We start from the raw sequence: 22,805 nt of genomic DNA on the forward strand, positions 1-22,805 counted from the left end.
GGCCGCCACCCGGCCGCCCGGCCCCCCGGTCAGCTCCAGGGGCGCAGGGCCGCCCAGCGGCCGTCCGCGCCCCGCTCCAGCTTCTCCAGGCCCAGCACCGCCGTCCGGTTCAGCCGCCCGTAGATGTGCGGGAACAGCGCCCCCTCGGTGGCGCCCGGCGGCGGACCGCCGGTCGCCGCCTCCCACTTCACCATCGGCTCGACCAGCCGCTCCTCGATCAGCAGCGCCATCAGCGGGTCCCGGGCGTCCCGGAAGAACAGGTTGGCCACCGCCAGCGCCGTCGGCTCGTCCGGCGAACAGTGCAGGAAGCCCTCGGTCAGCAGGGACGCGGCGGTGTACGGCCGGCCCGGGTCGCGCAGCCAGTCGTCCAGCGGGGCGAGGTGGTAGATCATGCCTCTTTTCTACCCTTCCGGGGTCGGGCGGCGGGGCGTCCGGCACGGCTCACAGGCCCGCGACCTTCGCCGTCGCCGCGATCTCGTACACCAGGGTGACCGTGCGCCGCCCGCCCGGGGCCAGCGGGACCTCCCAGCGGGCGATGCCCTCCGCGTCCAGCTCGTCCGGCGGCGGGGAGCAGCGCTCCTCGCGCAGCCGCACCTGGACGGCGGACACCTCGGAGACCGGGATCCGCTCGCGCACGGTCACCACCCGGTCGGCGTCCTCGCCCGGGGCGGAGAAGCGCGACAGGTGCAGCCGGACCGTCCGGGTCACCAGGGTGCGCTGGCCGCCCAGGCCGGTGCCCTCGCGGCGCTCGTCCGCCTCCCGGACCACCCGCAGGCCGTCCGAGGCGCCGAACGCCAGCCGCACCGGGGCGCCCGGCGCGGCGAACTCCAGCGCGCCCCGGCCGGTGTGGCCCGAACCGCGGACCAGGTCCACCGGGCCCGCCAGCAGCGCGTGCCCCGAGGCGTTGCGGAACGACACCACCTCCGTCACCGCGTCCGAGAGCTCCGGCGCCGCCGCGAACTCGCTGCGCGCCGCCGTCTCGAACGCGCTCACCGGCACCCGGTGCGCCCGCCCGTCCGAGGGCACCGACACCGGCCCGTGCGCCCGCAGCACCCGCACCTCGCCGCCGTCGTCCACGCCCGGCAGGCCCGGCTCCAGCGGACCCGCGTCGGCGATCACCTGCTCGCGCAGCTCCACCTCGACGGTCCTCTTCTCCTGCGCCGTCCGCTCCCGCAGCACCAGCCGGTCCTCGGCCAGCGCCGGCGGCTCGCCCGCCGACGCCGAACGCGCCGTCGACAGCGTCAACCGCACCCCCGACCAGTCCTCGCCGGTGCGCTGCCACACCACCGCGTCGCTCTCCAGCCGCAGCGTGCCGCCGGCCAGCTCGGCCCGGTACGCCGGACGCCACAGCGCGCACGCCGTCAGGTGCCCCACCCGGGCCAGGAAACGGCCCGGCGCCGCGCACTCCACCGACAGCTCCACGAACGCCAGCAGCTCGGCCGGCTCCCGCTCGGCCAGCGCCAGCGCCGCCTCGGCCCGGTTCAGCTCCCGCGCCAGCTCCTCCGAGCGCAGCAGCGAGGCGCGCAACCGCTCGCCGCACGACTCGCGCTCCGCGTCCACCCGGTCCAGCTCGCGCGACCAGCGGGCCTGCTCCAGCTCGCCGCAGCCCGCGCCCTCGCCGATCTCCCGCAGCAGGTCCGCCGCCAACTGGCCGAGCAGCGCCAGCCGGGCCCGCAGCCGCTCCTGGCGGCGCGACTCCGCCAGCTCGTCCCGCTCCAGCCCGTGCACCCGGCGGCGCAGCTCCGAGTCGTCGGGGCCCGGCTCCAGCGGCGCCGGCGGCTCCCAGGACCGCACCAGGCGGACGTCCAGCACCTTCGCCGCGTCGGTCGGCGCGCCGTCCGGGCCGACCAGCGCGGCGTGCAGCGAACGGTCCACCGCCAGGGCCGTCACCGGGCCCAGCCGCAGCCGGTGGACGCCCGGCGCCAGCTCCAGCTCCGCCGTCCGCTCCAGCTGCGCCCGGTCCTCCAGGCACGTCACCGAGGTCACCGGAAGGGGGAAGGTCTCCTCGTCGTACACGTCGCTCAACTCCTCCGGTTCCCGCCCACCACGGCCTTGCCGGCCGGGATGCGGATCACGTAACCGCCCGTCAGCTCCACCGAACCACCCGCCGGCACCACCACCCGGCGCAGCCGGGCCGAGGCGGGCACCTCGGCGGACGGCTCGTCCGGCGGCGACCAGCCCGGCCGCTCCTCGATCCGGACCTCCCCGTCGGCCGACACCGGGACCCGCTCGCGGACCTCCACCGACGCCTCGTGCGGCAGCCGGTTCACCAGCTCGATCCGGACCGCGTGGTCCAGCACCGTCGTCGAGTTCAGCACCCCCGACGTCGACTCCCGCACCTCGCTGTGCCGGGCCACCCGCAGCTCCTCCGCCCGGCCCAGGCCCAGCTCCCGCACCCCGCCCGGCGCCAGCGTCGGCAGGCCCGCCGTCAGCAGGAAGTCACCGTCCACCGTCACCTCCACCGGGCCGGCCAGCAGCGCGTGCGCCGTCGCGTTCGACAGCTCCAGCACCCCGTACACCGCCTCCTCCACCGACGGCACGCACACGTAGCCGGTGCGCACCCCCACCGGCAGCTCCGCCACCGCCACCGTGTGCCACACCCCGTCCGACGGGACGTCCGCCGGGGCCTGCGCGTCGAAACGGTGGTCGAACGACCCCGCCGACTCGCGCGGCGACGCCCCGAACCTCGGCAGCGGCAACCGGCCCACCGCCTCCGCCCCGCGCAGCGCGCCCGACCGGGACGGCGCCGGCCGCGGGAACAGCCGGCCCCGGCGGTACGACTCCTCCTCCGGGCCCGCCAGCACCATCGCCGCGTAGTCCAACTGGTCGGTGGACGGGCGCGGGTCGGCGGGGAGCGCGGGCTCGGGCGGCGGCGGGGCGAAGGCGGCCCGCGGGGCGGGCGCGCCGTACGCCATCGGCGCGCCACCCGTCGGCGGCGGCGGGACGGCCGCGGCGACCGGCATCATCGGCATCGGCATCGGTGGCGGCGGTCCCGCCGGGCCCGCCGGTCCCGCCGGGCCCTGCGGCACGAAGCCCGGCGCGGCCGGGGCGCCCGGCGCGGCCGCCGACCGGGCCCGCCGCGCCACCGGCTGCGGCCCGCGGGGAGCCCCGGCCGCGCCCCCGGCGGCACCCACCGCCACCGGCAGCGCCGACTCCGCCGGCTCCGGCTTCGACGCCTGCGCGTCCTGCCAGCCCTCGAACAGCCCCGCCAGGCCCTCCGGCTGCGCGCGCCACCCCGACGGCGCGGGCGCCGCCTGGCGGCGGCCGATCCGCAACGACGCCAGCTCCGGCAGCCCGCCGGGACCGGTCAGCCGCGCCGTCGACAGCGCCAGCCGCACCCCCGACCAGTCCTCACCCGTCCGCTGCGCCACCGACGCCCGCAGCACCAGGCGCGCCGAACGCTCGCCCCGGCGGTGCGCCAACCGGTACGTCGGCACCCACACCGCGCCCGGCACCGCGTACTCCACCTCCAGCTCCACCGGGCCCGCGCCGCGCACCGTCACGTCCGCGCAGGCCCCCACCTCCACGCCGCCCGGCAGGTCGCCGTCCGACCCGGACCGGACCCGGGCCAGCGCCACCTGGTGGGCGTGCTCGGCCAGCCGCAGCTCCTGCGCCAGCTCCACCGCCCGCTCCTGCAGCACCTCCAGCCGGGCGTCCACGAAGTCGGCCAGCGCCAGCACCGCGTCCGCCGGCGCCCGCCGGTGCCCGTCCTCCCGGCGGCGCTGCGGCGGCACCGCGCGCAGCCCCGCGACCTCGGCGATCCGCGCGTCCAACCGGTTCCGGCGCTCGGCCAGCCGATCGACCTCGTTCTGCAGATCGGTCAACTCCTGTTCCCAGGAGGGCCGTTCGTCCGGCCGGCGGACCCGGGCCGGATATTCGAGGCGGGCCTCGGTGACCTTCCCGTCACCCGACAGCACCCGCACCCGCAACGACCCCTCCGCCGCGAGCCGGGGCAGCCCCGCCACCCGCACCCGCCCGTCCGGCGGCAGCACGCCCGACGCCCGGCGCCGGCACACCGCGCCCTCCGCGTGCACCACCACCGCATCCAGCCCGGAGTCCCACACCGCCCGTTGCCCCGCCACCTGGCCCCCTTCGCCCGTACCGGCCCGCACCCCGGACCCGGGCGCCCAGTCTGCACCCAATCCCCGTCACCACACCCGGATTTCCGCTGCGCGTCGGGACGGGGCGCGGTACGGGGGGCCGGCCGGCGTACGAGAGGATGGGGGCCGACAGCCGTCGAGACCTGGAGACGAGAAGCCGCCATGCGCACAGCCGCCGTCATCGGCACCGGACTGATCGGCACCTCCGCCGCGCTCGCCCTCACCCGCCGGGGGATAAGCGTCCACCTGGAGGACGCCGACCAGGACGCCGCCCGCACGGCCGCCTCGCTCGGCGCCGGCACCATCGAACCCGCCGAAGGCCCCGTCGACCTCGCCGTCATCGCCGTCCCGCCCGCCCTGGTCGGCAAGGTCCTCGCGGACTGCCAGCGGCGCGGCCTCGCCCGCTGCTACACCGACGTCGCCAGCGTCAAGGCCGGACCGCGCGGCGAGATCGCCGCGCTCGGCCTCGACACCGTCCACTACATCGGCTCGCACCCGATGGCCGGCCGCGAACGCTCCGGCCCGCTCGCCGCCACCGCCGACCTGTTCGAAGGCCGGCCCTGGGTGCTCACCCCCACCGCCGACACCGACACCGAGACGCTCAACGCCGCGCTCGAACTCGTCGCCCTCTGCGGAGCCATGCCGATCGTCATGGACGCCGCCGACCACGACCGGGCCGTCGCCCTCGTCTCGCACGCCCCGCAACTGCTCTCCTCGCTCGTCGCGGCCCGACTGGAACACGCCGAGGAGACCGCCGTCCGGCTCTCCGGGCAGGGCGTGCGCGACGTCACCCGGATCGCCGCCTCCAACCCCGCGATGTGGATCGACATCCTCTCCGCCAACGCGGGCGTCGTCGCGGACGTCCTCGACGACCTCGCCGCCGACCTCGCCCAGACCGTCAGCGCGCTGCGCGCCCTGCAGGCCGCCGACGAGGACACCCGCCGGGAGGGCGCCGCCGGGATCGAGGCCGTCATGCGCCGGGGCAACACCGGGCAGGCCCGCATCCCCGGCAAGCACGGCGCGCCGCCCACCCACTACGAGACCGTCACCGTCGTCCTCGGCGACCAGCCCGGCGAGCTCGGCCGCCTCTTCGGCGAGGTCGGCGCGCTCGGCGTGAACATCGAGGACGTCACCATCGAGCACTCGACCGGGCAGCAGGTCGGCCACGTGCAGTTGGCGGTGGCGCCGGTGGCGGCGCGGGGGTTGGCGGCAGGGTTGCGGGAGCGTGGGTGGGGGGTTCGGGAGTAGGAGGGGTTCTCCGCTGCGCGGGGCCGGTGGGGTGGGGGAGGGGGCAGTAGGTCGGCCATGTGCGGTTGGCGGTGGCGCCGGTGGCGGCGCGGGGGTTGGCGGCGGGGTTGCGGGAGCGTGGGTGGGGGGTTCGGGAGTAGGAGGGGGTTTGCCGCTGCGCGGGGCCGGTGGGGTGGGGGAGGGGGCAGTAGGTCGGCCACGTGCGGTTGGGGGTGGCGCCGGTGGCGGCGCGGGGGTTGGCGGCGGGGGTGTGAGGGGGGTCTCCGGTGGGGGGACGGGTGGTCGGGTCGGGGGTGGGTGGGCGTCCATTAACCTTGAGGGTGAGTACGTGTGTCGTGAGAGAGAGGTTCGTCCCGTGGACAGTGTCGACCGAGCGTCGAGCGGCCCGGTCGTCGTCGCCATCGACGGGCCTTCGGGGTCCGGGAAGTCGACCGTGTCGCGGGCGGTGGCCGCGCGGCTGGGGCTGAGCTTCCTGGACACCGGCGCGATGTACCGGGCGATGACCTGGTGGATGCTCGCCAACGAGGTGGACGTCGACGACGCGGAGGCGGTGGCGATCGCCTGCGGGAAGCCGGTGATCGTCTCCGGGACGGACGCCGCCGGGCCGACCATAACGGTGGACGGGCAGGACGTGTCCGGGCCGATCCGCGGGCCGGAGGTGACCGCGAAGGTGAGCGCCGTCGCGGCCGTCCCGGCCGTCCGGGCGCGGCTGGTGGAGCTGCAGCGCGGCTGCGCCTCGCACGCCGAGCGCGGGATCGTCGCCGAGGGCCGGGACATGGGCTCGGTGGTGTTCCCGGACGCCACCGTGAAGGTGTTCCTGACCGCTTCCGAGCGGGCCCGCTCCGAGCGCCGGGCCGCCGAGCTGCGGGCGAAGGGCGTGGACGAGGCGATCATCACCGCGATGGCCGCCGACCTGGCCCGCCGGGACGCCGCGGACTCCTCGCGGGAGACCGCCCCGCTGACCCAGGCCGCCGACGCGGTCCTGGTGGACACCAGCGAACTCACCCTGGACCAGGTGATCGACACGATCACCGCGCTGGTCGAGGAGCGGGCCGGCCTGACCGCCGCCTGACCGATCAGGGCGCAGACCGCAGATCACAGACCACAGACAGACGACGCTCCGACCGCGCGAGATCCGCGCGGTTCGCGCTGCCCGACGGGCAGGTACGCACGGCACGCCCCTGGGAAGGGCCGGGCCGGGAAACGGAAAACGGAACATGAGCAACGACACCACCGCCCACCACGGCGAGCTGGGCGACGCCGAGTACGCCGAGTTCATGGCGCTGGCCGCCGAGGAGGGCTTCGAGGGCGACGAGGTCGACGCCGACCTGGCGGGCCAAGGCCCGCTGCCGGTGCTGGCCATCGTCGGCCGCCCGAACGTCGGCAAGTCGACCCTGGTCAACCGCATCATCGGCCGCCGCGAGGCGGTCGTCGAGGACCGCCCCGGCGTCACCCGGGACCGGGTCAGCTACGAGGCGATGTGGGCCGGCCGCCGGTTCAAGGTCCTCGACACCGGCGGCTGGGAGATCGACGTCCTCGGCCTGGACGCGATGGTCGCCGGGCAGGCCGAGCTGGGCATCGAGCAGGCCGACGCGGTGCTGTTCGTGGTGGACGCCAAGGTCGGCGCCACCGACACCGACGACGCCCTGGTCCGGCTGATCCGCCGCTCCGGCAAGCCCGTGGTGCTGTGCGCCAACAAGGTCGACGGCCCGTCCACCGAGGCCGAGGCCGCGTACCTGTGGTCGCTCGGCCTGGGCGAGCCGTACCCCGTCTCCGCGCTGCACGGCCGCGGCTCCGGCGACCTGCTGGACGCCGTGCTGAAGGTGCTGCCGGAGGCCCCGCCGCAGCTGTTCGGCGACGGGCTGGCGCCCGGCGGTCCGCGCCGCGTCGCGCTGATCGGCCGGCCGAACGTCGGCAAGTCCAGCCTGCTGAACAAGGTCGCCGGCGAGGACCGGGTGGTCGTCAACGAGCTGGCCGGCACCACCCGCGACCCGGTCGACGAGCTGATCGAACTCGGCGGCAAGACCTGGAAGTTCATCGACACCGCCGGCATCCGCCGCCGCGTCCACCAGACCGCGGGCGCCGACTTCTACGCCTCGCTGCGCACTTCCGCCGCGCTGGACAAGGCCGAGGTCGCGGTCGTCCTGGTCGACGCCAGCGAGACCCTGGCCGAGCAGGACACCCGGATCATCTCGATGGCCGTCGAGGCCGGGCGCGCCGTGGTCATCGCCTACAACAAGTGGGACCAGCTGGACGAGGAGCGCCGCTTCTACCTGGAGCGCGAGATCGAGCGCGACCTCGTGCAGGTGCAGTGGGCGCCCCGGGTGAACGTCTCGGCGAAGACCGGCCGCCACATGGAGAAGCTCGTCCCGGCGATCGAGACCGCGCTGGCGGGCTGGGAGACCCGGATCCCGACCGCCCGGCTGAACGCCTTCCTCGGCGAGCTGGTCGCGGCGCACCCGCACCCGATCCGCGGCGGCAAGCAGCCGCGCATCCTGTTCGGCACCCAGGCGGGCACCCGTCCGCCGCGGTTCGTGCTGTTCGCGTCCGGCTTCCTGGAGGCGGGCTACCGCCGCTTCGTCGAGCGCCGGCTGCGCGAGGAGTTCGGCTTCGTGGGCACCCCGATCTCGATCTCGGTCCGGGTCCGCGAGAAGCGGACCAAGAAGAAGTAGGAAGAGAAGCAGGAAGAAGCGCAGAGGGCCGCGGACCGGTGTCCGCGGCCCTCTGCGTCGTGGTGGCTAGCCCTCCCGGCCCGGGGGCAGCGAGAGCACCGAGCGGTGCCGCCCGCCCGTGGTGCCGCCCGTGGTGGCGGGCTGCGGACCGAGGTAGCCGGAGGCGACCCAGCCCTGGCCGTTGGCCTGGGCGGGCATGAACTGCGGGGCGCCCGGGAGCTGCCCGGTGTACGTGTCGAAGGACTGGTGCTGCTGCGGGTGCGGGTGCGGGTAGCCGAGCGGGCCCGGCTCGCGGGCGGGCGCGGACGGCTGGGGGGACGTGGACGGCTGCGGTTCGCGGACCGCGAAGCCGGTGAACTTCATCCCCTCCTCGCCGGAGCGGTCGCCGGGCAGCGCGCGGAACATCCGCCGGTACTCGGAGTACAGCGTGTCGTAGATCGGCGTGGTCGACACCGGGTGCTCGGCGTCGTACGACGGGCGCATGTTCGGGATCGCCCGGCCGGCGCCGCCGGGGCCGGGCTGGGCGGAGGGACGGCCGGAGGACGCGAGGTCGTAGCTGTACACGTAGGAGCCAACGAGCGAGACCGGCTTGGGATGCGGGGGCGCGGCCCCCAGTCCTATCCCGGTCGTGGTGCCGGTGCCCTGGTCAACGGTGGTGCGGGCGGGCGGGGTTGGCGGTGCGTCGGCGGTCGGTTCGGTGGCGGCCGGGTCGTTCACGGGGTCGGTCATCGGCCCGCCCCGCTCAGGTGCCGGCCAGCGGGAGCATGCCGGCGGCGAGCAGGCCGCCGGCGGCGGCCCGGTCCATCGCGATCCGCAGCAGGTCCTCGCGGGGCTGGCGGCCGATGGTGCCGGCCGGCACCGCGTACATGATCACCTCGGACTTGCGGGCCGCCGCCGCCCGCCACCCCGGGGTGACCTGGAGCGGCTGGTGCGCCTGCCACCAGGCGGCCGAACCGCCGGTCGCCGAGGGCTGCAGGATCGCGTGCAGCTGGCCCATCGCCATCAGCACCGACCAGCCCGCGCGCGGCCGGGTCGGCGCCTGGTTGACGTCCTGGACCAGCTGGAAGCCGTGCTCGGTCAGCAGCGACAGGAACTCGTCCTCGCCCTGCGCGCTGCCCGGCCGGCCGACCGGCCCGGTCGGCTCGACCACCAGCGCGGCGTGCTGGGTGTCGCCGCACAGCACGATCCCGCAGGTCACGCCGAGCACCGCGGGCTGCGGCTGGCCGGGCGGCGCGACCGGCGGGGCGGTGATCGGCTCCGGGATCGCCACCTCGACCACCGGCTCCGGCGCGACCGGCTGGGCCGGCACCGCCGCCCCGCCCTGGCTGATCGACTCGACGGCGCCGCGCAGCTGCTGCTCGTCGACCGGCACCACCTGGGACGGCACGCAGCGGGCGTGCGCGAACGCCAGCACCGCGGTCTCGTCGCCGACGAACAGGACCGTGCTGGTCGGCTCGCGCAGCGAGTCACCCGGTTGTCGGCAGGAGGTGCAGTCGTACGCGTCCGGGGCGTGGGCCCCCGCCAACAGGCTCTCGGCCTCGTCGTCGCCGATCTCGGCGCGTACGTCCTCGCTCACCTCAAGCATGCGCGGCACAAAGACTCCTCGTTCGCCCTGACGTTCCAGGTGCTCGTTCGGGTGCCCCCGGGCGGGACGTCCCGGGCGCGCGGCGCGGGGAGCGCCGACCGCCATTACCAACGGGAGGTTGTGGCTGGAGTCACGGGTGCGGCTCCGGGAGACGGGATTTGCACGGCTTCTGATAGCTCTGGGTGTACGGATGGTCGCAAACTGTCGACGCTGTGCCCGACCTCACACGGGACAAACTGTGACCGGAGCCATATTTCCGGACGGCTTGATCTTGGTAAAAGCGGATGAAAGGGACATTTGGTTTCGATTGGCATGATCGATACCGCCGGTAACGCCGCTTTGACCTGGGGTGTCCCGAAAGTGTTTGGCGCTCGGCCGCCCGAATCGTAGGTTTTTGCCCGGTGCATCGAGCACCTCCCGGGTTCACCCCCGACGCACGGCCCGCCCTCCGGCTCACCCCGGAGACCGGCTCACCCCGGAACGCGGACCGGGCGCCCACCGGCGCGACGGCAGCCAGCCGCCGCCGGGGATGCGGACAGGTGGCCGGGGCGGCAAGCGGCACGTCCGACACGTGCACGGCCCGCCCACCGGACTTGGCGAGCGAACACGGCCCGGCTGGGGCCTGGTTCCGCCTGCCCATCCCGGGAATGTCGAGAGGAATCTCATGACCTTCCGTAACGAGACCGCCGCTGCCACCACCACCCCCAAGCGCAACCGCGTCCGCGCGGCTGTCGTGGGTGGCGCCCTGCTCGCCGCCCCGGTGGCCGGCCTCGTCACGGCCAACACGGCCTCCGCCGCGGACGTCTCCACGTGGGACAAGGTCGCGATGTGCGAGTCGACCGGCAACTGGTCGATCAACACGGGCAACGGCTTCTACGGCGGCCTGCAGTTCACCTCCTCCACCTGGGCCGCCTTCGGCGGCACCGCCTACGCCCCGCAGGCCAACCTGGCCACCAAGGCGCAGCAGATCGCCGTCGCCGAGAAGGTGCTGGCCTCCCAGGGCCCCGGCGCCTGGCCCGTCTGCTCCGTCAAGGCCGGTCTGACCAAGGGCGGCGCGCCGGCCCAGGTCGACACCTCCTCGTCGAACGGCTCGGCCTCGTCCTCGAAGTCGACCTCGTCGAACACCTCGACCTCGAAGTCGACCTCCTCGAAGTCGACCTCCGCGAAGTCGAACAGCACCGCCTCGGACGACTCCGCCAAGGCCTCCCGCTCCGAGTCCCGCGCCCAGGCCCCGAAGGCCGCCGCGCAGGAGACCCCGAAGCAGACCTGGAAGAACAAGTCGACCTCGGCGACCACCACCAACACCGCCAAGACCGGTGGCGACTACACCGTGAAGGCGGGCGACACCCTGTCCAAGATCGCGGACAGCCTGGGCGTCGACTGGCACACCCTGTACACCAGCAACTCCGGTGTCATCGGTGGCAACCCGGACCTGATCTACCCCGGCCAGGTCCTGTCGGTCTGACCCACCCCCCCCCCGGAAGCAGCGCTTCCACCGGGACCGCCGGACGGTCCCACCCTGTCGGCGTGAAGCCGCCACCCCGCACCCGCGGGAGTGGCGGCTTCCGCCGTTTCCGGGACCACCCGCTCGGCGGCGCCCGGAGGGTGCGGCGGCGGGCGCCGTGCGTAGCGTCAGGGCATGCGGATATCGCGGACGGCACTGCGGGGGTTCGGAGCGCACGGGGGCAGGGCGCGCGGATCCGGGGCGCGCGGGGGCGGGGGGTTCCGGGGGCTCGGGGGCTGCGGGCGGGCGCTGGTCGTGCTCGGGCTGCTGCTCCCCGCCGCCGTCACCGCGACGGCCGGCACGCCCGCCGCCGCCCGGCAGGCCGCGTTCGACCTGGTGTGGGACCGGCTCGCCGACTGCGAGAGCGACGGGGACTGGGCGGCCGACACCGGCAACGGCTACTACGGCGGGATCCAGATCTGGCCGCCCACCTGGCGGGAGGCGGGCGGCCTGCGCCACGCCGACCGGCCCGACCACGCGAGCCGGCGGCAGCAGATCACCGTCGGCGAGGAGATCCTGCGCCGCCAGGGCTGGCAGGCGTGGGGCGGCTGCGCGCGGGAGATCGGGATGCTGTAGCCGGCCGTCCCGGCCCGTCCGCTACCAGGCGCGGCCCTCGGGGAGGGCGGACAGCTCCGGGGCGGAGAGGTGCGGGACGCGGAAGACCGCCGTCGAGCCGGCCGGGTCGGCCGGGTCGGCCGGGTCGGCCGGGGTGGCGGGCGCGGTGGTCCGGAGGACGAAGCGCAGCAGCTCCCAGCGGGCCGGGTCGAGGGCGAGGACGGCGGTGTGCACCTCCGGGCGGCGGGCCAGTTCGCGCAGCTCCCCGGTGGCGCGCTCCACGTGCGCGGCGAGGGCCAGCGGGTCCGGGTCGGTCGGAACGGCGGTCAGGCGGCGGGTCGCGACGGGCGGGACGGCGACGGCGGTGCGGGCCGGGCCGGCGAAGTGGGCCAGCACCGTCCAGTGGTGGACGGTGGGCCGGCCGAAGTCCCGGACGATGTTCTCGAAGCCGCCGCCGCCGACCAGGAAGCGGGCCGCCGCGCCGTCCGAGCGCCACACGTAGAACGGCGCGTACTGGTTGACCGGCGAGCCGTCCGCGCCGCGCTCGCGCAGCAGCCAGGCCTTGAAGCCCAGCCCCGGCCGGTCGTCCAGCAGCGGGGCGCCCGCCCGGATCCGGCGGCGGATCACGTCGAGGTCGTAGTCGGCGGGCAGGGTGATCTCGTACTGCTTGGCGAGCACGGGCCGTCCTTCGGGAGGTGTCAGCGGGCCGGGGAGAGGAGGGCGAGCAGGCCGGTGACGGCCTGGTCGAACGGGGCGGGGTCGCCCGCCGCGCGGGCCAGCACGTAGCCGCCCTGGAGGACGGCGACCACGGTCGCGGCCGTGCCGGACGGGTCGACGGACGGCGGGAGCTCACCGCGCGCCCCGCCCTCCGCCAGGACCTCCGCGAGGCGGCCGCGCAGCCAGCCGAGGGTCTGCTCGACCGGGGCGCGCAGCACCGGGTCGGCCATCACCTCCGGATCCTGGGTCAGTCGCCCGATCGGACAGCCGCGCAGCACGTCGCGCTCCCGGCGCAGGTAGGCGGTGACCCGCTCGACCGCCGTGCCCGGGCCGGACAGCAGCTCGTCCGCGCGGGCGCGCAGCTCCTCGGCGGTGCGGGTGATCGCGGCGAGCGCGAGGTCCGGCTTGCCCGCGAAGTGGTGGTACATGCTGCCCTGCCCCGCGCCCGCGCGCTGCTGGATGGCCTTGGGGCTGGTGCCGGTGTAGCCGCGCTCCCAGAGCAGGTCGCGGGTGGCCTCGACGAGGCGGTCGGCGGTGGGCGAGGACGGGGGATCGGTGCGCATGGGAGCACTGTACATACCAGTAGGTACAGCAGGTAAGTGGAAGGCGGGTGGGCGGTGCTCCGGTCAGGCGGCGGCCGGTGCGGCGCGGGCGGCCCGGACGGCCGGGCCCACGGCGGACGGCAGCGCGGCGGACGGGTGGCGGTGCAGCAGGGCCGCCGTGACGGCCTCCGGGCCGGCGGGCTTGCCCAGCTCGGTGGCGAACGCGCGCAGGTAGTCGGCGGTCCAGCGGAGCGGGTCCGGCGCGGGGCCGGCCGGGGAGAGTCGGCGGTGGCCCGCGACGGCGCGGGACGGCTCCAGGGCGGCCATCTCGTCCAGCAGGTCGATCCACGCCTCGCGCTGGGCGGCCCGGGGCACGTCGGCGAGCCACGGGTGCACGTCCTGCCAGAGCAGCTGACCGCCGAGCAGGGTCCGGCTGCGGTGCTCCCAGAGGTAGTGCAGGTCCGGCAGGACGAGGGAGGCGCCGCGCAGCTCCAGGCGGTGGTCCTCCAGCTCGACGGTGTCGCCCGGCAGCGGCTCCAACGCGACCAGGCGGGACGGGAGTTCCTCCCCGAGAGGGGCCCACGCGGCGTGGACGGCCGGGTAGTCGCGCTCGATCCTCTCCCGCACCGGGGCCGGGGCCAGGACGCCCGCCTCGGGGAACGCCTCGCGCAGCACCTCCGCGGCGAGCCAGTACTCCGGAGCGTGGTGCGGCACCAGGACGGCGCTCAGCCGCCGCCCCGAGCGCGAGACCTCACGGACCAGCCGCCGCCCGTCCGAGAGGCGCAGCCCCGCACCGAGGAGCACCGCCCGGTGCTGCCCGAGCACCAGCGTCGCGGTGGCGTGCAGGGAGGCCTCGGGAAGGTCCAGTGCGCGGAACTCCAGCGGGTGCATCACGCGACCTCCTCCGGCTGGGGAACGCCCTTCCACCAGGGTCCGCCGGGAGGGGGGAGGGCGCCATGCGGGGAGGGGCGCCTGCGGCGGGCCGGGGTGGGTACGGGGCGGAGGAGAGGGGGAGGAGGGAGGCCGGGAAAGGGGAGGGCGCATGTGGGGAGGGGCGGGGAGGTAGGGGGCCGGGGGGCCTGCGGCGGGCTTGTGGAGGGGAGGGGGCGGCCGGGAGCAGGGCAGGACCGGCGTTCTCCGGGGCTCTGGGGGCGGGGTGGTGGGAGGATGGGGGGATGCGTGGTGGCGGGGTGTTCGTGGGGGAGCTGTTCGGGCGGGGGCGGGAGGAGCCGGCGGGTGGGGCGGTGGTGCTGCCGGGGTGGTTGGGGGCGGCGGAGCAGCGGGAGCTGGTGGGGGCGTGCCGGGAGTGGGCGCGGCCGCCGGCGGGGATGCGCGGGGTGGTGCTGCCCGGGGGCGGCGTGATGTCGGTGCGGACGGTGTGCCTGGGGTGGCACTGGTACCCGTACGGCTACGCGCGGACGGTGGTGGACGGGGATGGGGCGCCGGTGAAGCCGTTCCCGGGGTGGCTGGGGGAGCTGGCGCGGCGCGCAGTGGCGGAGGCGTACGGGGAGCGGGTCGGGGAGGTGGCGGGCGCGGCGGGGTTCGCGCCGGACGTCGCGCTGGTGAACCACTACCCGCACGGGGCGCGGATGGGGCTGCACCAGGACCGGGAGGAGCGGGTGGACGCGCCGGTGGTGTCGCTGTCGCTGGGGGACGAGTGCGTGTTCCGGCTGGGGAACGCGGAGGGGCGGGGCCGGCCGTGGACGGACCTGCGGCTGTGCAGCGGCGACCTGCTGGTGTTCGGCGGGGAGAGCCGTTTCGCGTACCACGGGGTGGTGCGGACGCTGCCCGGCACGGCCGACCCGGAGCTGGGGCTGACCGGGCGGCTGAACGTCACCGTCCGGCAGTCGGGGCTGGGGGCGGCGGGCCGGTAGGCGGGAGGCCCGCGTGCCGGAGGGCGGGAATGTCCGGCGGGCGCGGAGACTTGTGCTGGACGGACGAGGCGTTCGGCGGCACACCCCTGCCCGTCGGCCGTCCGCCCGGACGTTCGGAGAGGGAGCGATACATGGGAACCCCCGTCGACCAGCTCGTCGACCTGCTCGACCTGGAGCGGATCGAGCTGAACATCTTCCGGGGCCGCAGCCCCGAGGAGTCGCTGCAACGCACCTTCGGCGGGCAGGTGGCCGGGCAGGCGCTGGTCGCGGCGGGCCGGACCGTCGACGAGGACCGGCCGGTGCACTCGCTGCACGCGTACTTCCTGCGTCCCGGCGTGCCCGGCGTGCCGATCGTCTACCAGGTGGACCGGATCCGGGACGGGCGCTCGTTCACCACCCGGCGGGTGCTCGGCATCCAGGACGGGCGGTCGATCTTCGCGCTGACCGCCGACTTCCACAGGCCCGAGCCCGGCGGCATCGAGCACCAGTTCCCGGTCCCCGAGGTGCCCGCCCCCGAGACGCTGCCCAGCGCCCTGGACGAGGTCGGCGCCCGGCTCGGCGAACTCCCCCCGTTCATCAGCCGCCGCCAGCCCTTCGACATCCGGTACGTCGACCGGCTGAAGTGGACGCGCGAGGAACTCGACGGCGTCGAGGCCCGCAGCGGCGTGTGGCTGCGGACCAACGGCGCCCTGCCCGACGACCCGCTGATCCACGTCTGCGCGCTGACCTACGCCAGCGACATGACGCTGCTGGACGCCGTCCGCGCCCCCGTCGAACCGCTGTGGGGCGAACGGAACTTCGACATGGCCTCGCTCGACCACGCGATGTGGTTCCACCGCCCGTTCCGGGCCGACGAGTGGCTGCTGTACCGGCAGGAGTCGCCGATCGCGCACGGCGCGCGCGGCCTGGCCCGGGGCGAGATCTACGACCGGGAGGGGCGGCTGGTGGTCTCGGTGATGCAGGAGGGGCTGTTCCGTCCGCTGAAGCGCTGACGGACGGGGACTCCCCCGAAGTGACGTGAGAAGTGACGTGAGGGCGGAGCGGCTCGGAGCGCCGCGCCGCGGAGCGACTTGGGAGGCAGACCGATGACCGACACCGCAGCCGAGGACTGGCAGCGCTGGACGGAGGCCCGGAGCGCCGCGGCGGGCGCGCCGCACGGGCCGCTGGCGCTGACCGGCACCCACTGGTTGGAGCCCGGGCCCGCGCCGGTCCCCGGCCTGCCCGGCACCTGGTGGGCCGAGGGCGGCGCGGTCTGCGCCGAACTGCGCGCCGGGGACGGCGTCCGGATCGAGGGCGAGGAGCGGGAGTCGACCGGCCGGGTCGCGCTCCGGCCCGACACCGACCGGCACCCGCAGATCGCCGTCCGCGACCGGCTGCGGCTGGTCCCGATCGAGCGGGAGGCCGAACTCGCGCTGCGGGTCTTCGACCCCGACGCCCCCGCCCGGGCTGCGTTCGCCGGCATCTCGGTCTACCCGTACGCCCCCGACTGGGCGGTGCCCGCCGTGTTCACCCCGTTCGAGACCGGCGCGCGGGCCGTGCTGGTCGAGAACGCGGACGGCCGGGCCCGGCCGCTCGCCGTCACCGGCCAGGTCGCGTTCACGCTGGCCGGGCAGCCGCACACGCTGACCGTCAGCGGCGCCGAGGGCTCCGGCGGGCCGCTCAGCGCCGTCATCGCGGACCGCACCAGCGGGCGGGAGACCTACCGGTTCCGGTTCCTCACGCTGCCCGCGCCCGACGCGGACGGCCGCACCGTGGTCGACTTCAACCGGGCGTTCCTGCCGCCGTGCGCGTTCGCCGACCACTTCATCTGCCCGTTCCCGCCGCCCGGCAACCGGCTGACCGTCGCCGTCGAGGCGGGCGAGCGGCAGGTGGTCACGGTCTGAGGACGCCGGGGAGCGGGTTTCTGAGAGCGCTCTCGGGCCGGGGTGGCGGGCGCTAGGCTGCTCGCAGCAGGAACGCGATCACCCGCCCGCGCGCACCGCGCACGGGCGGCGGAGAGGAGCCCACGGTGACCGAGGCCGAAGCGGGAACGGGCGGGCGCCCCACCCTGGAGTCGGTGGCCGAACTGGCCGGCGTGTCCCGGGCCACCGCCTCCCGGGTGGTCAACGGCGGCGCGGGCGTGCGCACCGCGCTGCGCGAGAAGGTCGAACGGGCGGTCGCCGAACTCGGCTACGTCCCCAACCTGGCCGCCCGGACCCTGGTCACCCGGCGCAACCGGGCGATCGGCGTGGTCGTCGCCGAACCCGAGGCCCGGTTCTTCTCCGACCCGTTCTTCGCCCAGCACCTGCGCGGCATCAGCCGCGAACTCGCCGCCGCCGACAACCAGATGGTGCTGCTGCTGGCCGAGGACGAGCGCGACCACGAACGGATCGGCCGCTACCTGGCCGGCGGCCACGTCGACGGCGTCCTGCTGTTCTCGCTGCACCGCTCCGACCCCACCCCCGAGACCGCCCAGCGCCTCGGCCTGCCCTTCGTCATCGGCGGCCGCCCCGGCTGGCCCGGCGCCGAGTCCGACCGCGACCTGGTCTACGTCGACAACGACAACCGGGGCGGCGCCCGGCTCGCCGTCCAGCACCTGCGCTCCCTCGGCCGCACCCGGATCGCCACCATCACCGGCCCGCTCGACCAGACCTCCTCCGTCGACCGCCTCGACGGCTACCGCGACCTGCTCCCCGACGGCGACGCCGACCTGATCGCCGTCGGCGACTTCACCGCCGACGGCGGCATCCGTGCGATGACCGAACTCCTCGACCGCAGACCGGACCTGGACGCGGTCTTCGCCGCCTCCGACGCGATGGCCTCCGGCGCGCTCCGGGTCCTGCGGGCGGCCGGGCGCCGGGTGCCCGAGGATGTCGCGGTGGTCGGCTTCGACGACGTCGAGTCCATCGCGGCCTGGACCGAGCCCACGCTCACCACCGTCCGGCAGGAGATCGAGGAGATGGGGCGGCTGATGACCCGCCTGCTGCTGCGGCGGCTCAACGACCCGACGGCCTCGGCCCCGTCGTCGGTGATCATTCCGACCGGGCTGGTGGTGCGGGAGACGGCGTAGCGGGCGGGTGGGGGCCTGGGGTGTGGCTGGGCGCAGGGGGCTGCTTCAGGGGAAGGTGGCGGCCAGGAGGCGGGCGGCGACGGCGAGCGGCTTGAAGGGGAAATAGAGCGGGAACGGCTCGTCCGCGCGGTGGTGGACCGTCGTGCCGCTGCCGGTGTCGTGGGCGAACACGCCCAGCCTCGCGCCGTGGAGGGCGGTTGTGGCGGCGAGCGGGTGGCGGCGGGTGGGGTGCGGGGGCATCCGGGTTTCTCGGGGTGGGGCTGGGCTCACCACGAGGGGGCCTTACCGCTGCCGGGGGGACGGGCCGTCCGGGTGCCGGTGGTGGGCCAGGACGCGTTCCAGCGCGGCGCGCCCGGCCGGACCCCAGGAGGGCTTGCCGCCGGGGAGGCCGTGCAGGCCGGCCCGGCCGATGCCCAGCAGTACGAGGCCGCGCAGCACCGCCCAGCCGCGGGCGCGGCGGACGGTGGCGGTGGCGGCGTCCTGCCGGTCGGCGGGCTGGGCGGTGCGCCAGCGGGCGAGGCAGGGGCGGTCGGCGCCGTCCGGGAGGAGCAGCCAGGCGGCGGAGAGGTCGCAGGCCGGGTCGCCGGTGCCGAGGGAGTCGAAGTCGACGACGCCGCCGAGCGCGCCGTCGACCACCACGACGTTCGCCGGGTGCAGGTCGGAGTGCAGCCAGACCGGCGGGCCCGACCAGGCGGGGGCGGCCAGCGCGTCCGCCCAGACCGCGCGCAGGTCGTCGGCGCGGACGCCGGGTGCGAGGGTGTGCAGGGTCCGCTCGAACTCGGCGATCCGGCGCTCGACGTCGGCGGCGAGCGGGGCGAGCGGGCCGCAGCGGGGGGTGGTCGCGGGGGCGTCGGCCGGGGCCGGGCGGTGCAGCGCGAGCAGGAAGTCGGCGAGGAGTTCGGCCGAGCGCCGGCCGTGGGCGGCGGCGACCGGGGTGAGGTCGGCGGGCTCGCCGGGCACCCAGGAGAACACCGCCCACGGGTACGGGTAGCCCGCGCCCGGCACGCCGTCGCGGTGCGGCACCGGCACGGGCAGCGGCAGCCCCGGCGCGAGCTCCGGCAGCCAGCGGGTCTCGTTGGCCAGGCAGGCGGGCGTGTGCCGGTCTCGGGGAAGGCGGACGGCGTGCTCCTCGCCGAGCCGCCACATCCGGTTGCCCCAGCCGCCCTCGACCCGGCGCAGCGCGAGTTCCGCGAGGTCCGGGTGCTGCGCGCGGAGCAGCGCGCGCACGGTGTCGGCGTCGACGTCGAGTCGGCCGTCGGGGTCGAGTCGGCCGTCGGGGTCCGCGGTGCGGGCGGGTGGTGAGGCGTCCATCGGGCCCGACCCTACTACCCGGCCGCGCGAGGACGTCGGGGCGCAGCCGGGTGACGGCGGTGGCGGCGGCGGTGGGGACGGGCTCAGCCGACGACGCGGTAACTGACCGCCGGGTACGGGAAGTTGGCCCAGTGCAGGCTGCCGAGGGCGTAGGAGGTGCTGCCGGTCTTGCCGGGCAGGCCGGTGGCGCAGTCGGCGTTGAAGAAGACCTGGATGTTCGCGGCGGTGAAGTCGACGGCGGAGAGTGCGGCCGTCGGGAGGTCGTGGCAGCCGGTGTCGGCGGTGTCGACGGCGTAGTGGGTGCCGGTCAGGTTGCCGCCGGTGGCGAAGTAGGCGACGGCGGAGTGCGGGAGTTCGACGGCGGCCGCGGGCTGGGCGAGGGCCGCGCCGAGCAGCAGGGCCGCTCCGGTGGCGGCGGTCGCGGTGAGGGTCCTGGTGCGGAGGAGGGCGGTCATGGGGGACTCCTTCGTCGCGGGGTTCGTCGCGGGTTCTCCGCGTGCGCGGGGGCAGGCGTGACGGGCCGGCAGGCGGGGGTGCGTGCGGCCATGTCAGTTACATCTTCAACAACCCGTGGCGATCTACGCAAGACCCCGGCCCCGGGTGGTGCGGACGCGAAGGGCCCCCGGGGCCGGGCGGACCTGTCGGAATCCGCGCCGGCCCCGGGGGCCCCGTCCGGGGTGGGTCGGGTCAGTCGAAGGGGATCCGCAGGACGGAGGCGCTGCCCTGGGACTGGGTGGCGCCGGTGCGGAGTTGGGCCGGGGCGGCGCCGAGGGCGGGCCAGACCTCGATCCTGACGGTGCCGTTGCTCAGGTTGGCGAGCGGGGCGCCGGTGGTGGAACTGAGGCCGGCGGCGGTGGCGCCGTAGCGCTCCCAGCCGGGGACGGGGTCGGTGGCGAAGTAGCGGTAGGTCTCGGTCCGGTCGACGGTGCCGTTGCCGTCGAAGTCGTAGGAGACGCGGGCCTGTTGGGCGAGGGCGACGGTGGAGCCGGCGTCGACGTACAGGTCGAAGTCGGTGCTGCCGCCGGCCCGGGCGGTGCCGGTGAGGTGGCTGAGGGTGTAGGTCAGCGGCTGGTAGGGGGTGCCGTCGTGGTTGGCGCCGCCGCCGGACGGGATGGTGCTGCCGGTCGCGCCGGTGCCGTAGGCGGGGGTGAGGGTGCCGTCGGGCTGCAGGTACAGGGTGCCGGCCCGGGTCTGCGGGACGGTCGCGGACGGCGAGGGGGAGGCCGACGCCGAGGGGGAGGTGGACGGCGAGGGGGAGGTGGACGGCGAGCCGGAGGCGGAGGCGGACGGCGACGGGGAGGTGGTGGTGCCGCCGGTGCCGCCGTCCGGCTTGGTGCCGCGTTCGGAGGCGGTGGAGCGGGCCGGGACGGTGAGGGTGTAGCCGTCGGAGAAGCGGACGGTGCGGGCGGTGGTGGTGTAGTTGTGCGCCACGTGGGTGCGGGTGGCGCCGTTGGCGAAGACCGCGGCGGTGGGGGTGTCGGCGGTGGTGGCCGGGTCGAGGGTGCCGAGGGTCGCCAGGTTGTAGATCCAGTGGTAGGTGTGGGCCCTGGACTCGCCCTCCTCCGGGGTGTATCCGGCCCTGCCGGCGTCCCAGTCGGCCTTCGCGGCGGCCGGGTCGGTCAGCGCCTCGGCCTCCCAGAGCAGGTCGCGCCAGTCGGTGAACGCGCCGCCGTTGCCGGCCTTCAGCTCGGCGAGGTTGGCGGCGAGGTCGTCCTTGCGGCGGGCCAGGTAGAGCGAACCCGAGGTGACCGGGAGGAAGTTGATGCCGTGGATCATGCCGGGCGCGGCCGTCCACCAGGTGGAGTAGGCGGCGCCGGAGCCCCAGACCATGCCGACGGTGGAGTGCTGGAAACCGGCCGGGAAGACCCGGTGGTCGGCGTCGAACCAGTACTGCTGAACGGCGTTGGCCTCGGTGGTGTACAGGTAGACGCCGAGGTCGCGCAGCGCGGTGTCGCCGGTGGCGGCGCCGAACAGCAGCAGGCCGGCGCTGAAGTTCAGCGACTCGGAGGAGGACTCCTCGTTGTTGCCGGCCGCGAACCCGGCGTGGCCGGAGGCCCAGCCGTGGCCCGCGTACGGGTCGAAGTTGCGCAGCCAGGGGAACCGGGCGTCGGCGCGGTCGGTGTTGGCGGCGTCCTTGGCCAGCAGCTTGACCATGCCGCCCCACTGCGCGTCCGCCGCCCAGGCGGTGTCGTAGCGGGCGACGGTGGCGGCGGCCTGCACGAAGTAGCCGTAGTGGAAGTGGTGGTCGTTGAGTTCGGCGTCGGTGCCGTAGGAGGCCGGGTAGCCGATCAGGGTCTTCCAGGTGGAGTCGTACGCGAAACCGGGCGAGCCGGTGCCCGCGAACCAGGTCTGCAGTCTGCCCTTGATCAGCCCGAGCAGCTTGTCGCGGGCCGCCGTGTCACCCAACTGGTCGGCGATCGGCACCAGTTGGGCGAGCTGCCCGAGCGCCTTGCCGACCCAGTAGGTGTCGGTGGCCCCGTTGAACGGGTCGCTCGCGTCGGCGACCTGGTGCAGGTAGGCGCCGAGCGCGGCGCGGTCGTACGCGCCCGCGTCGGGCAGCGAGGGCAGCACGCCGGTGACGGTCTGCACGGTGGAGAAGGACGTGCCCTGGCGGACCTTCATGGTGCCGCGCGGGGAGGTGTACGTCAGCGCGGTGAGGGCGTCCGGAGTGGCCTGCCACTGCTGCGGGTAGAGCGCGAGCAGGGTGCCGCCGCCGGAGCCCTCCTGGGCGGCGGTGGTGGCGGTGAAGGTGGTGGTGAGCCTGCCCGCGGCCTGGTCGTAGGCCCAGCCGACCCTGGTGTCGGTGACGAAGTTGTAGGCGTACGTCCGGAACAGGGCCAGGTCGGCGGTGGAGGGCAGCAGCGCGACCGAGTAGTAGTCCTTGCCGCCGAGGTTCGCCGTCAGGGTGCTGCCGTTGACGCTCCAGCTGCTGCCGCTGGGCGCGAACAGGCCGTAGGCGTGCCCGCCCACGGTGATGCCGAGCACGCTGCCCTGGTTGCTGAAGACGGTGGGCGCCGAGGCGGTGGTGACCTGCGCGGCGCCGCCGGTGGCGTGCGCGAACACGTACGGCAGGCCGTGGCCGACCGTCGCGCTGAAGGTGTGCGCGCCGTCCGCCCAGTACGGGGTGACCGTCCAGTCCGACCAGCCGTCGACCTTGGTGTCGGGGGAGTTCAGGCCGGCCACGCCCAGGGTGAGGTCCCGGGCGTGGGTGTAGTCGTACTGGCGGCCGTCGGAGGTGATGGTCGGCGCGGTCGGGTAGCCGACCTCCAGGCCGGCGGCCTGCGCCTTGAAGGTCATCGGGTGGGCGTACAGGTTCTCCGAGTACGGGTTGCCCGCGTAGCGCTGGTAGATCAGCGAGGACCACCAGTCGTTGGTGGGGGCGGCCTGCCCGGCCATCCGCGCGGTGACCTTGGGGGTGACGGGCGCGCCGTCGGAGTTGCTCGGGCCGACGGTGCCGGCCGGGCGGGCGTCGCCGTAGCCGCCGAGGCCGACCCGGACGGTGGTGGCGGCGGAGGCGCTGCCGGCGCCGAGGGCGGCGGTGAGGGTGGCGGCGGCGGCCAGTGCCAGCGTGGTCAGGGCGGCCGTGGGGCCGCGCAGGGAGCGGAGCTTCATGGGCGTGTCCACCTTGTGTGGGGGCGGGCGGGAAGT

21 protein-coding genes are annotated in these 22,805 nt (G+C 75.7%); 9 read left to right on the plus strand and 12 right to left on the minus strand.

The features are described from left to right. Positions 1-29: 29 nt before the first annotated feature. Genes ACZ3J7_RS34170 through ACZ3J7_RS34180 form a run of 3 tightly spaced genes read right to left on the minus strand, consistent with a single transcriptional unit; the run spans position 30 to position 4,082 of the window. Positions 30-392: a DUF952 domain-containing protein gene (locus ACZ3J7_RS34170; RefSeq protein WP_465627279.1), complete on the minus strand. Its 363-nt coding sequence runs from the start codon at positions 390-392 to the stop codon at positions 30-32. Between the two features lie 49 nt (positions 393-441). Next, complete coding sequence (locus ACZ3J7_RS34175; protein ID WP_465627318.1) at positions 442-2,016, minus strand: DUF4139 domain-containing protein; 1,575 nt, start codon at positions 2,014-2,016, stop codon at positions 442-444. A gap of 5 nt (positions 2,017-2,021) precedes the next feature. Then, on the minus strand, positions 2,022-4,082 hold the full coding sequence (locus tag ACZ3J7_RS34180) for a DUF4139 domain-containing protein (RefSeq protein WP_465627280.1): 2,061 nt from the start codon (positions 4,080-4,082) through the stop codon (positions 2,022-2,024). 180 nt (positions 4,083-4,262) lie between these two features. On the opposite strand from ACZ3J7_RS34180, the gene ACZ3J7_RS34185 reads away from it, so the two are divergent. From ACZ3J7_RS34185 to der, 3 genes are all read left to right on the plus strand, one after another. Beyond that, the gene (locus tag ACZ3J7_RS34185) at positions 4,263-5,348 is read left to right on the plus strand and encodes a prephenate dehydrogenase (RefSeq protein WP_465627281.1); all 1,086 of its coding nucleotides are present in this window, start codon (positions 4,263-4,265) and stop codon (positions 5,346-5,348) included. Positions 5,349-5,703: 355 nt separating this feature from the next. Next, positions 5,704-6,420, plus strand: coding sequence for a (d)CMP kinase (gene cmk / locus ACZ3J7_RS34190; RefSeq protein WP_465627282.1), 717 nt, complete (start codon positions 5,704-5,706; stop codon positions 6,418-6,420). Between the two features lie 145 nt (positions 6,421-6,565). Continuing rightward, complete coding sequence (gene der / locus ACZ3J7_RS34195; RefSeq protein ID WP_465627283.1) at positions 6,566-8,020, plus strand: ribosome biogenesis GTPase Der; 1,455 nt, start codon at positions 6,566-6,568, stop codon at positions 8,018-8,020. Positions 8,021-8,086: 66 nt separating this feature from the next. Here the strand turns inward: der and ACZ3J7_RS34200 are convergent, their stop codons facing one another. Together ACZ3J7_RS34200 and ACZ3J7_RS34205 are read right to left on the minus strand one after the other, a co-directional pair. Beyond that, the gene (locus ACZ3J7_RS34200; RefSeq protein ID WP_465627284.1) at positions 8,087-8,749 is read right to left on the minus strand and encodes a hypothetical protein; all 663 of its coding nucleotides are present in this window, start codon (positions 8,747-8,749) and stop codon (positions 8,087-8,089) included. Positions 8,750-8,762: 13 nt separating this feature from the next. Continuing rightward, on the minus strand, positions 8,763-9,605 hold the full coding sequence (locus tag ACZ3J7_RS34205; RefSeq protein WP_465627285.1) for a hypothetical protein: 843 nt from the start codon (positions 9,603-9,605) through the stop codon (positions 8,763-8,765). A gap of 664 nt (positions 9,606-10,269) precedes the next feature. Here ACZ3J7_RS34205 and ACZ3J7_RS34210 point away from each other — a divergent pair. Both ACZ3J7_RS34210 and ACZ3J7_RS34215 read left to right on the plus strand, forming a co-directional pair. Then, entirely contained in the window at positions 10,270-11,070 is an 801-nt protein-coding gene (locus ACZ3J7_RS34210) for a LysM peptidoglycan-binding domain-containing protein (protein WP_465627286.1), read from the plus strand. Positions 11,071-11,364: 294 nt separating this feature from the next. Further along, positions 11,365-11,685, plus strand: coding sequence for a transglycosylase family protein (locus ACZ3J7_RS34215; RefSeq protein WP_465627287.1), 321 nt, complete (start codon positions 11,365-11,367; stop codon positions 11,683-11,685). 21 nt (positions 11,686-11,706) lie between these two features. On the opposite strand, the gene ACZ3J7_RS34220 is transcribed toward ACZ3J7_RS34215, so the two are convergent. The 3 genes from ACZ3J7_RS34220 to ACZ3J7_RS34230 all read right to left on the minus strand — a co-directional run bounded on the left by ACZ3J7_RS34220 (position 11,707) and on the right by ACZ3J7_RS34230 (position 13,814). After that, positions 11,707-12,342, minus strand: coding sequence for a DUF4865 family protein (locus ACZ3J7_RS34220; protein WP_465627288.1), 636 nt, complete (start codon positions 12,340-12,342; stop codon positions 11,707-11,709). Positions 12,343-12,362: 20 nt separating this feature from the next. Then, positions 12,363-12,944 carry a TetR/AcrR family transcriptional regulator gene (locus ACZ3J7_RS34225; protein ID WP_465627289.1) on the minus strand — a complete coding sequence of 194 codons (582 nt, stop codon included), beginning with the start codon at positions 12,942-12,944 and terminating at the stop codon, positions 12,363-12,365. Positions 12,945-13,007: 63 nt separating this feature from the next. Beyond that, positions 13,008-13,814, minus strand: coding sequence for an MBL fold metallo-hydrolase (locus ACZ3J7_RS34230; protein WP_465627319.1), 807 nt, complete (start codon positions 13,812-13,814; stop codon positions 13,008-13,010). Between the two features lie 284 nt (positions 13,815-14,098). Here ACZ3J7_RS34230 and ACZ3J7_RS34235 point away from each other — a divergent pair, with 284 nt between their 5' ends. The 4 genes from ACZ3J7_RS34235 (at position 14,099) to ACZ3J7_RS34250 (ending at position 17,846) form a co-directional block, all read left to right on the plus strand. Next, the gene (locus ACZ3J7_RS34235; protein WP_465627290.1) at positions 14,099-14,797 is read left to right on the plus strand and encodes an alpha-ketoglutarate-dependent dioxygenase AlkB family protein; all 699 of its coding nucleotides are present in this window, start codon (positions 14,099-14,101) and stop codon (positions 14,795-14,797) included. 131 nt (positions 14,798-14,928) lie between these two features. After that, positions 14,929-15,789, plus strand: coding sequence for an acyl-CoA thioesterase (locus ACZ3J7_RS34240; RefSeq protein WP_465627291.1), 861 nt, complete (start codon positions 14,929-14,931; stop codon positions 15,787-15,789). A 93-nt stretch (positions 15,790-15,882) separates the two neighbouring features. Continuing rightward, positions 15,883-16,680 carry a DUF1684 domain-containing protein gene (locus ACZ3J7_RS34245; RefSeq protein WP_465627292.1) on the plus strand — a complete coding sequence of 266 codons (798 nt, stop codon included), beginning with the start codon at positions 15,883-15,885 and terminating at the stop codon, positions 16,678-16,680. Positions 16,681-16,805: 125 nt separating this feature from the next. After that, entirely contained in the window at positions 16,806-17,846 is a 1,041-nt protein-coding gene (locus tag ACZ3J7_RS34250) for a LacI family DNA-binding transcriptional regulator (RefSeq protein ID WP_465627293.1), read from the plus strand. A gap of 45 nt (positions 17,847-17,891) precedes the next feature. On the opposite strand, the gene ACZ3J7_RS34255 is transcribed toward ACZ3J7_RS34250, so the two are convergent. The 4 genes from ACZ3J7_RS34255 to ACZ3J7_RS34270 all read right to left on the minus strand — a co-directional run bounded on the left by ACZ3J7_RS34255 (position 17,892) and on the right by ACZ3J7_RS34270 (position 22,769). Next, on the minus strand, positions 17,892-18,086 hold the full coding sequence (locus tag ACZ3J7_RS34255) for a hypothetical protein (RefSeq protein ID WP_465627294.1): 195 nt from the start codon (positions 18,084-18,086) through the stop codon (positions 17,892-17,894). A 42-nt stretch (positions 18,087-18,128) separates the two neighbouring features. Then, positions 18,129-19,157 (minus strand): aminoglycoside phosphotransferase family protein, encoded by a 1,029-nt coding sequence (locus ACZ3J7_RS34260; RefSeq protein ID WP_465627295.1) that lies wholly within the window; start codon positions 19,155-19,157, stop codon positions 18,129-18,131. Between the two features lie 83 nt (positions 19,158-19,240). After that, a complete protein-coding gene (locus ACZ3J7_RS34265) occupies positions 19,241-19,612 on the minus strand; it encodes a hypothetical protein (protein ID WP_465627296.1) in 372 nt (123 codons plus the stop codon). Between the two features lie 232 nt (positions 19,613-19,844). Beyond that, positions 19,845-22,769, minus strand: a complete 2,925-nt coding sequence (locus tag ACZ3J7_RS34270; RefSeq protein WP_465627297.1) for a glycosyl hydrolase — start codon at positions 22,767-22,769, stop codon at positions 19,845-19,847. Positions 22,770-22,805 lie beyond the last annotated feature (36 nt).

The sequence above is a fragment of the Kitasatospora sp. NPDC015121 genome (assembly GCF_055562955.1).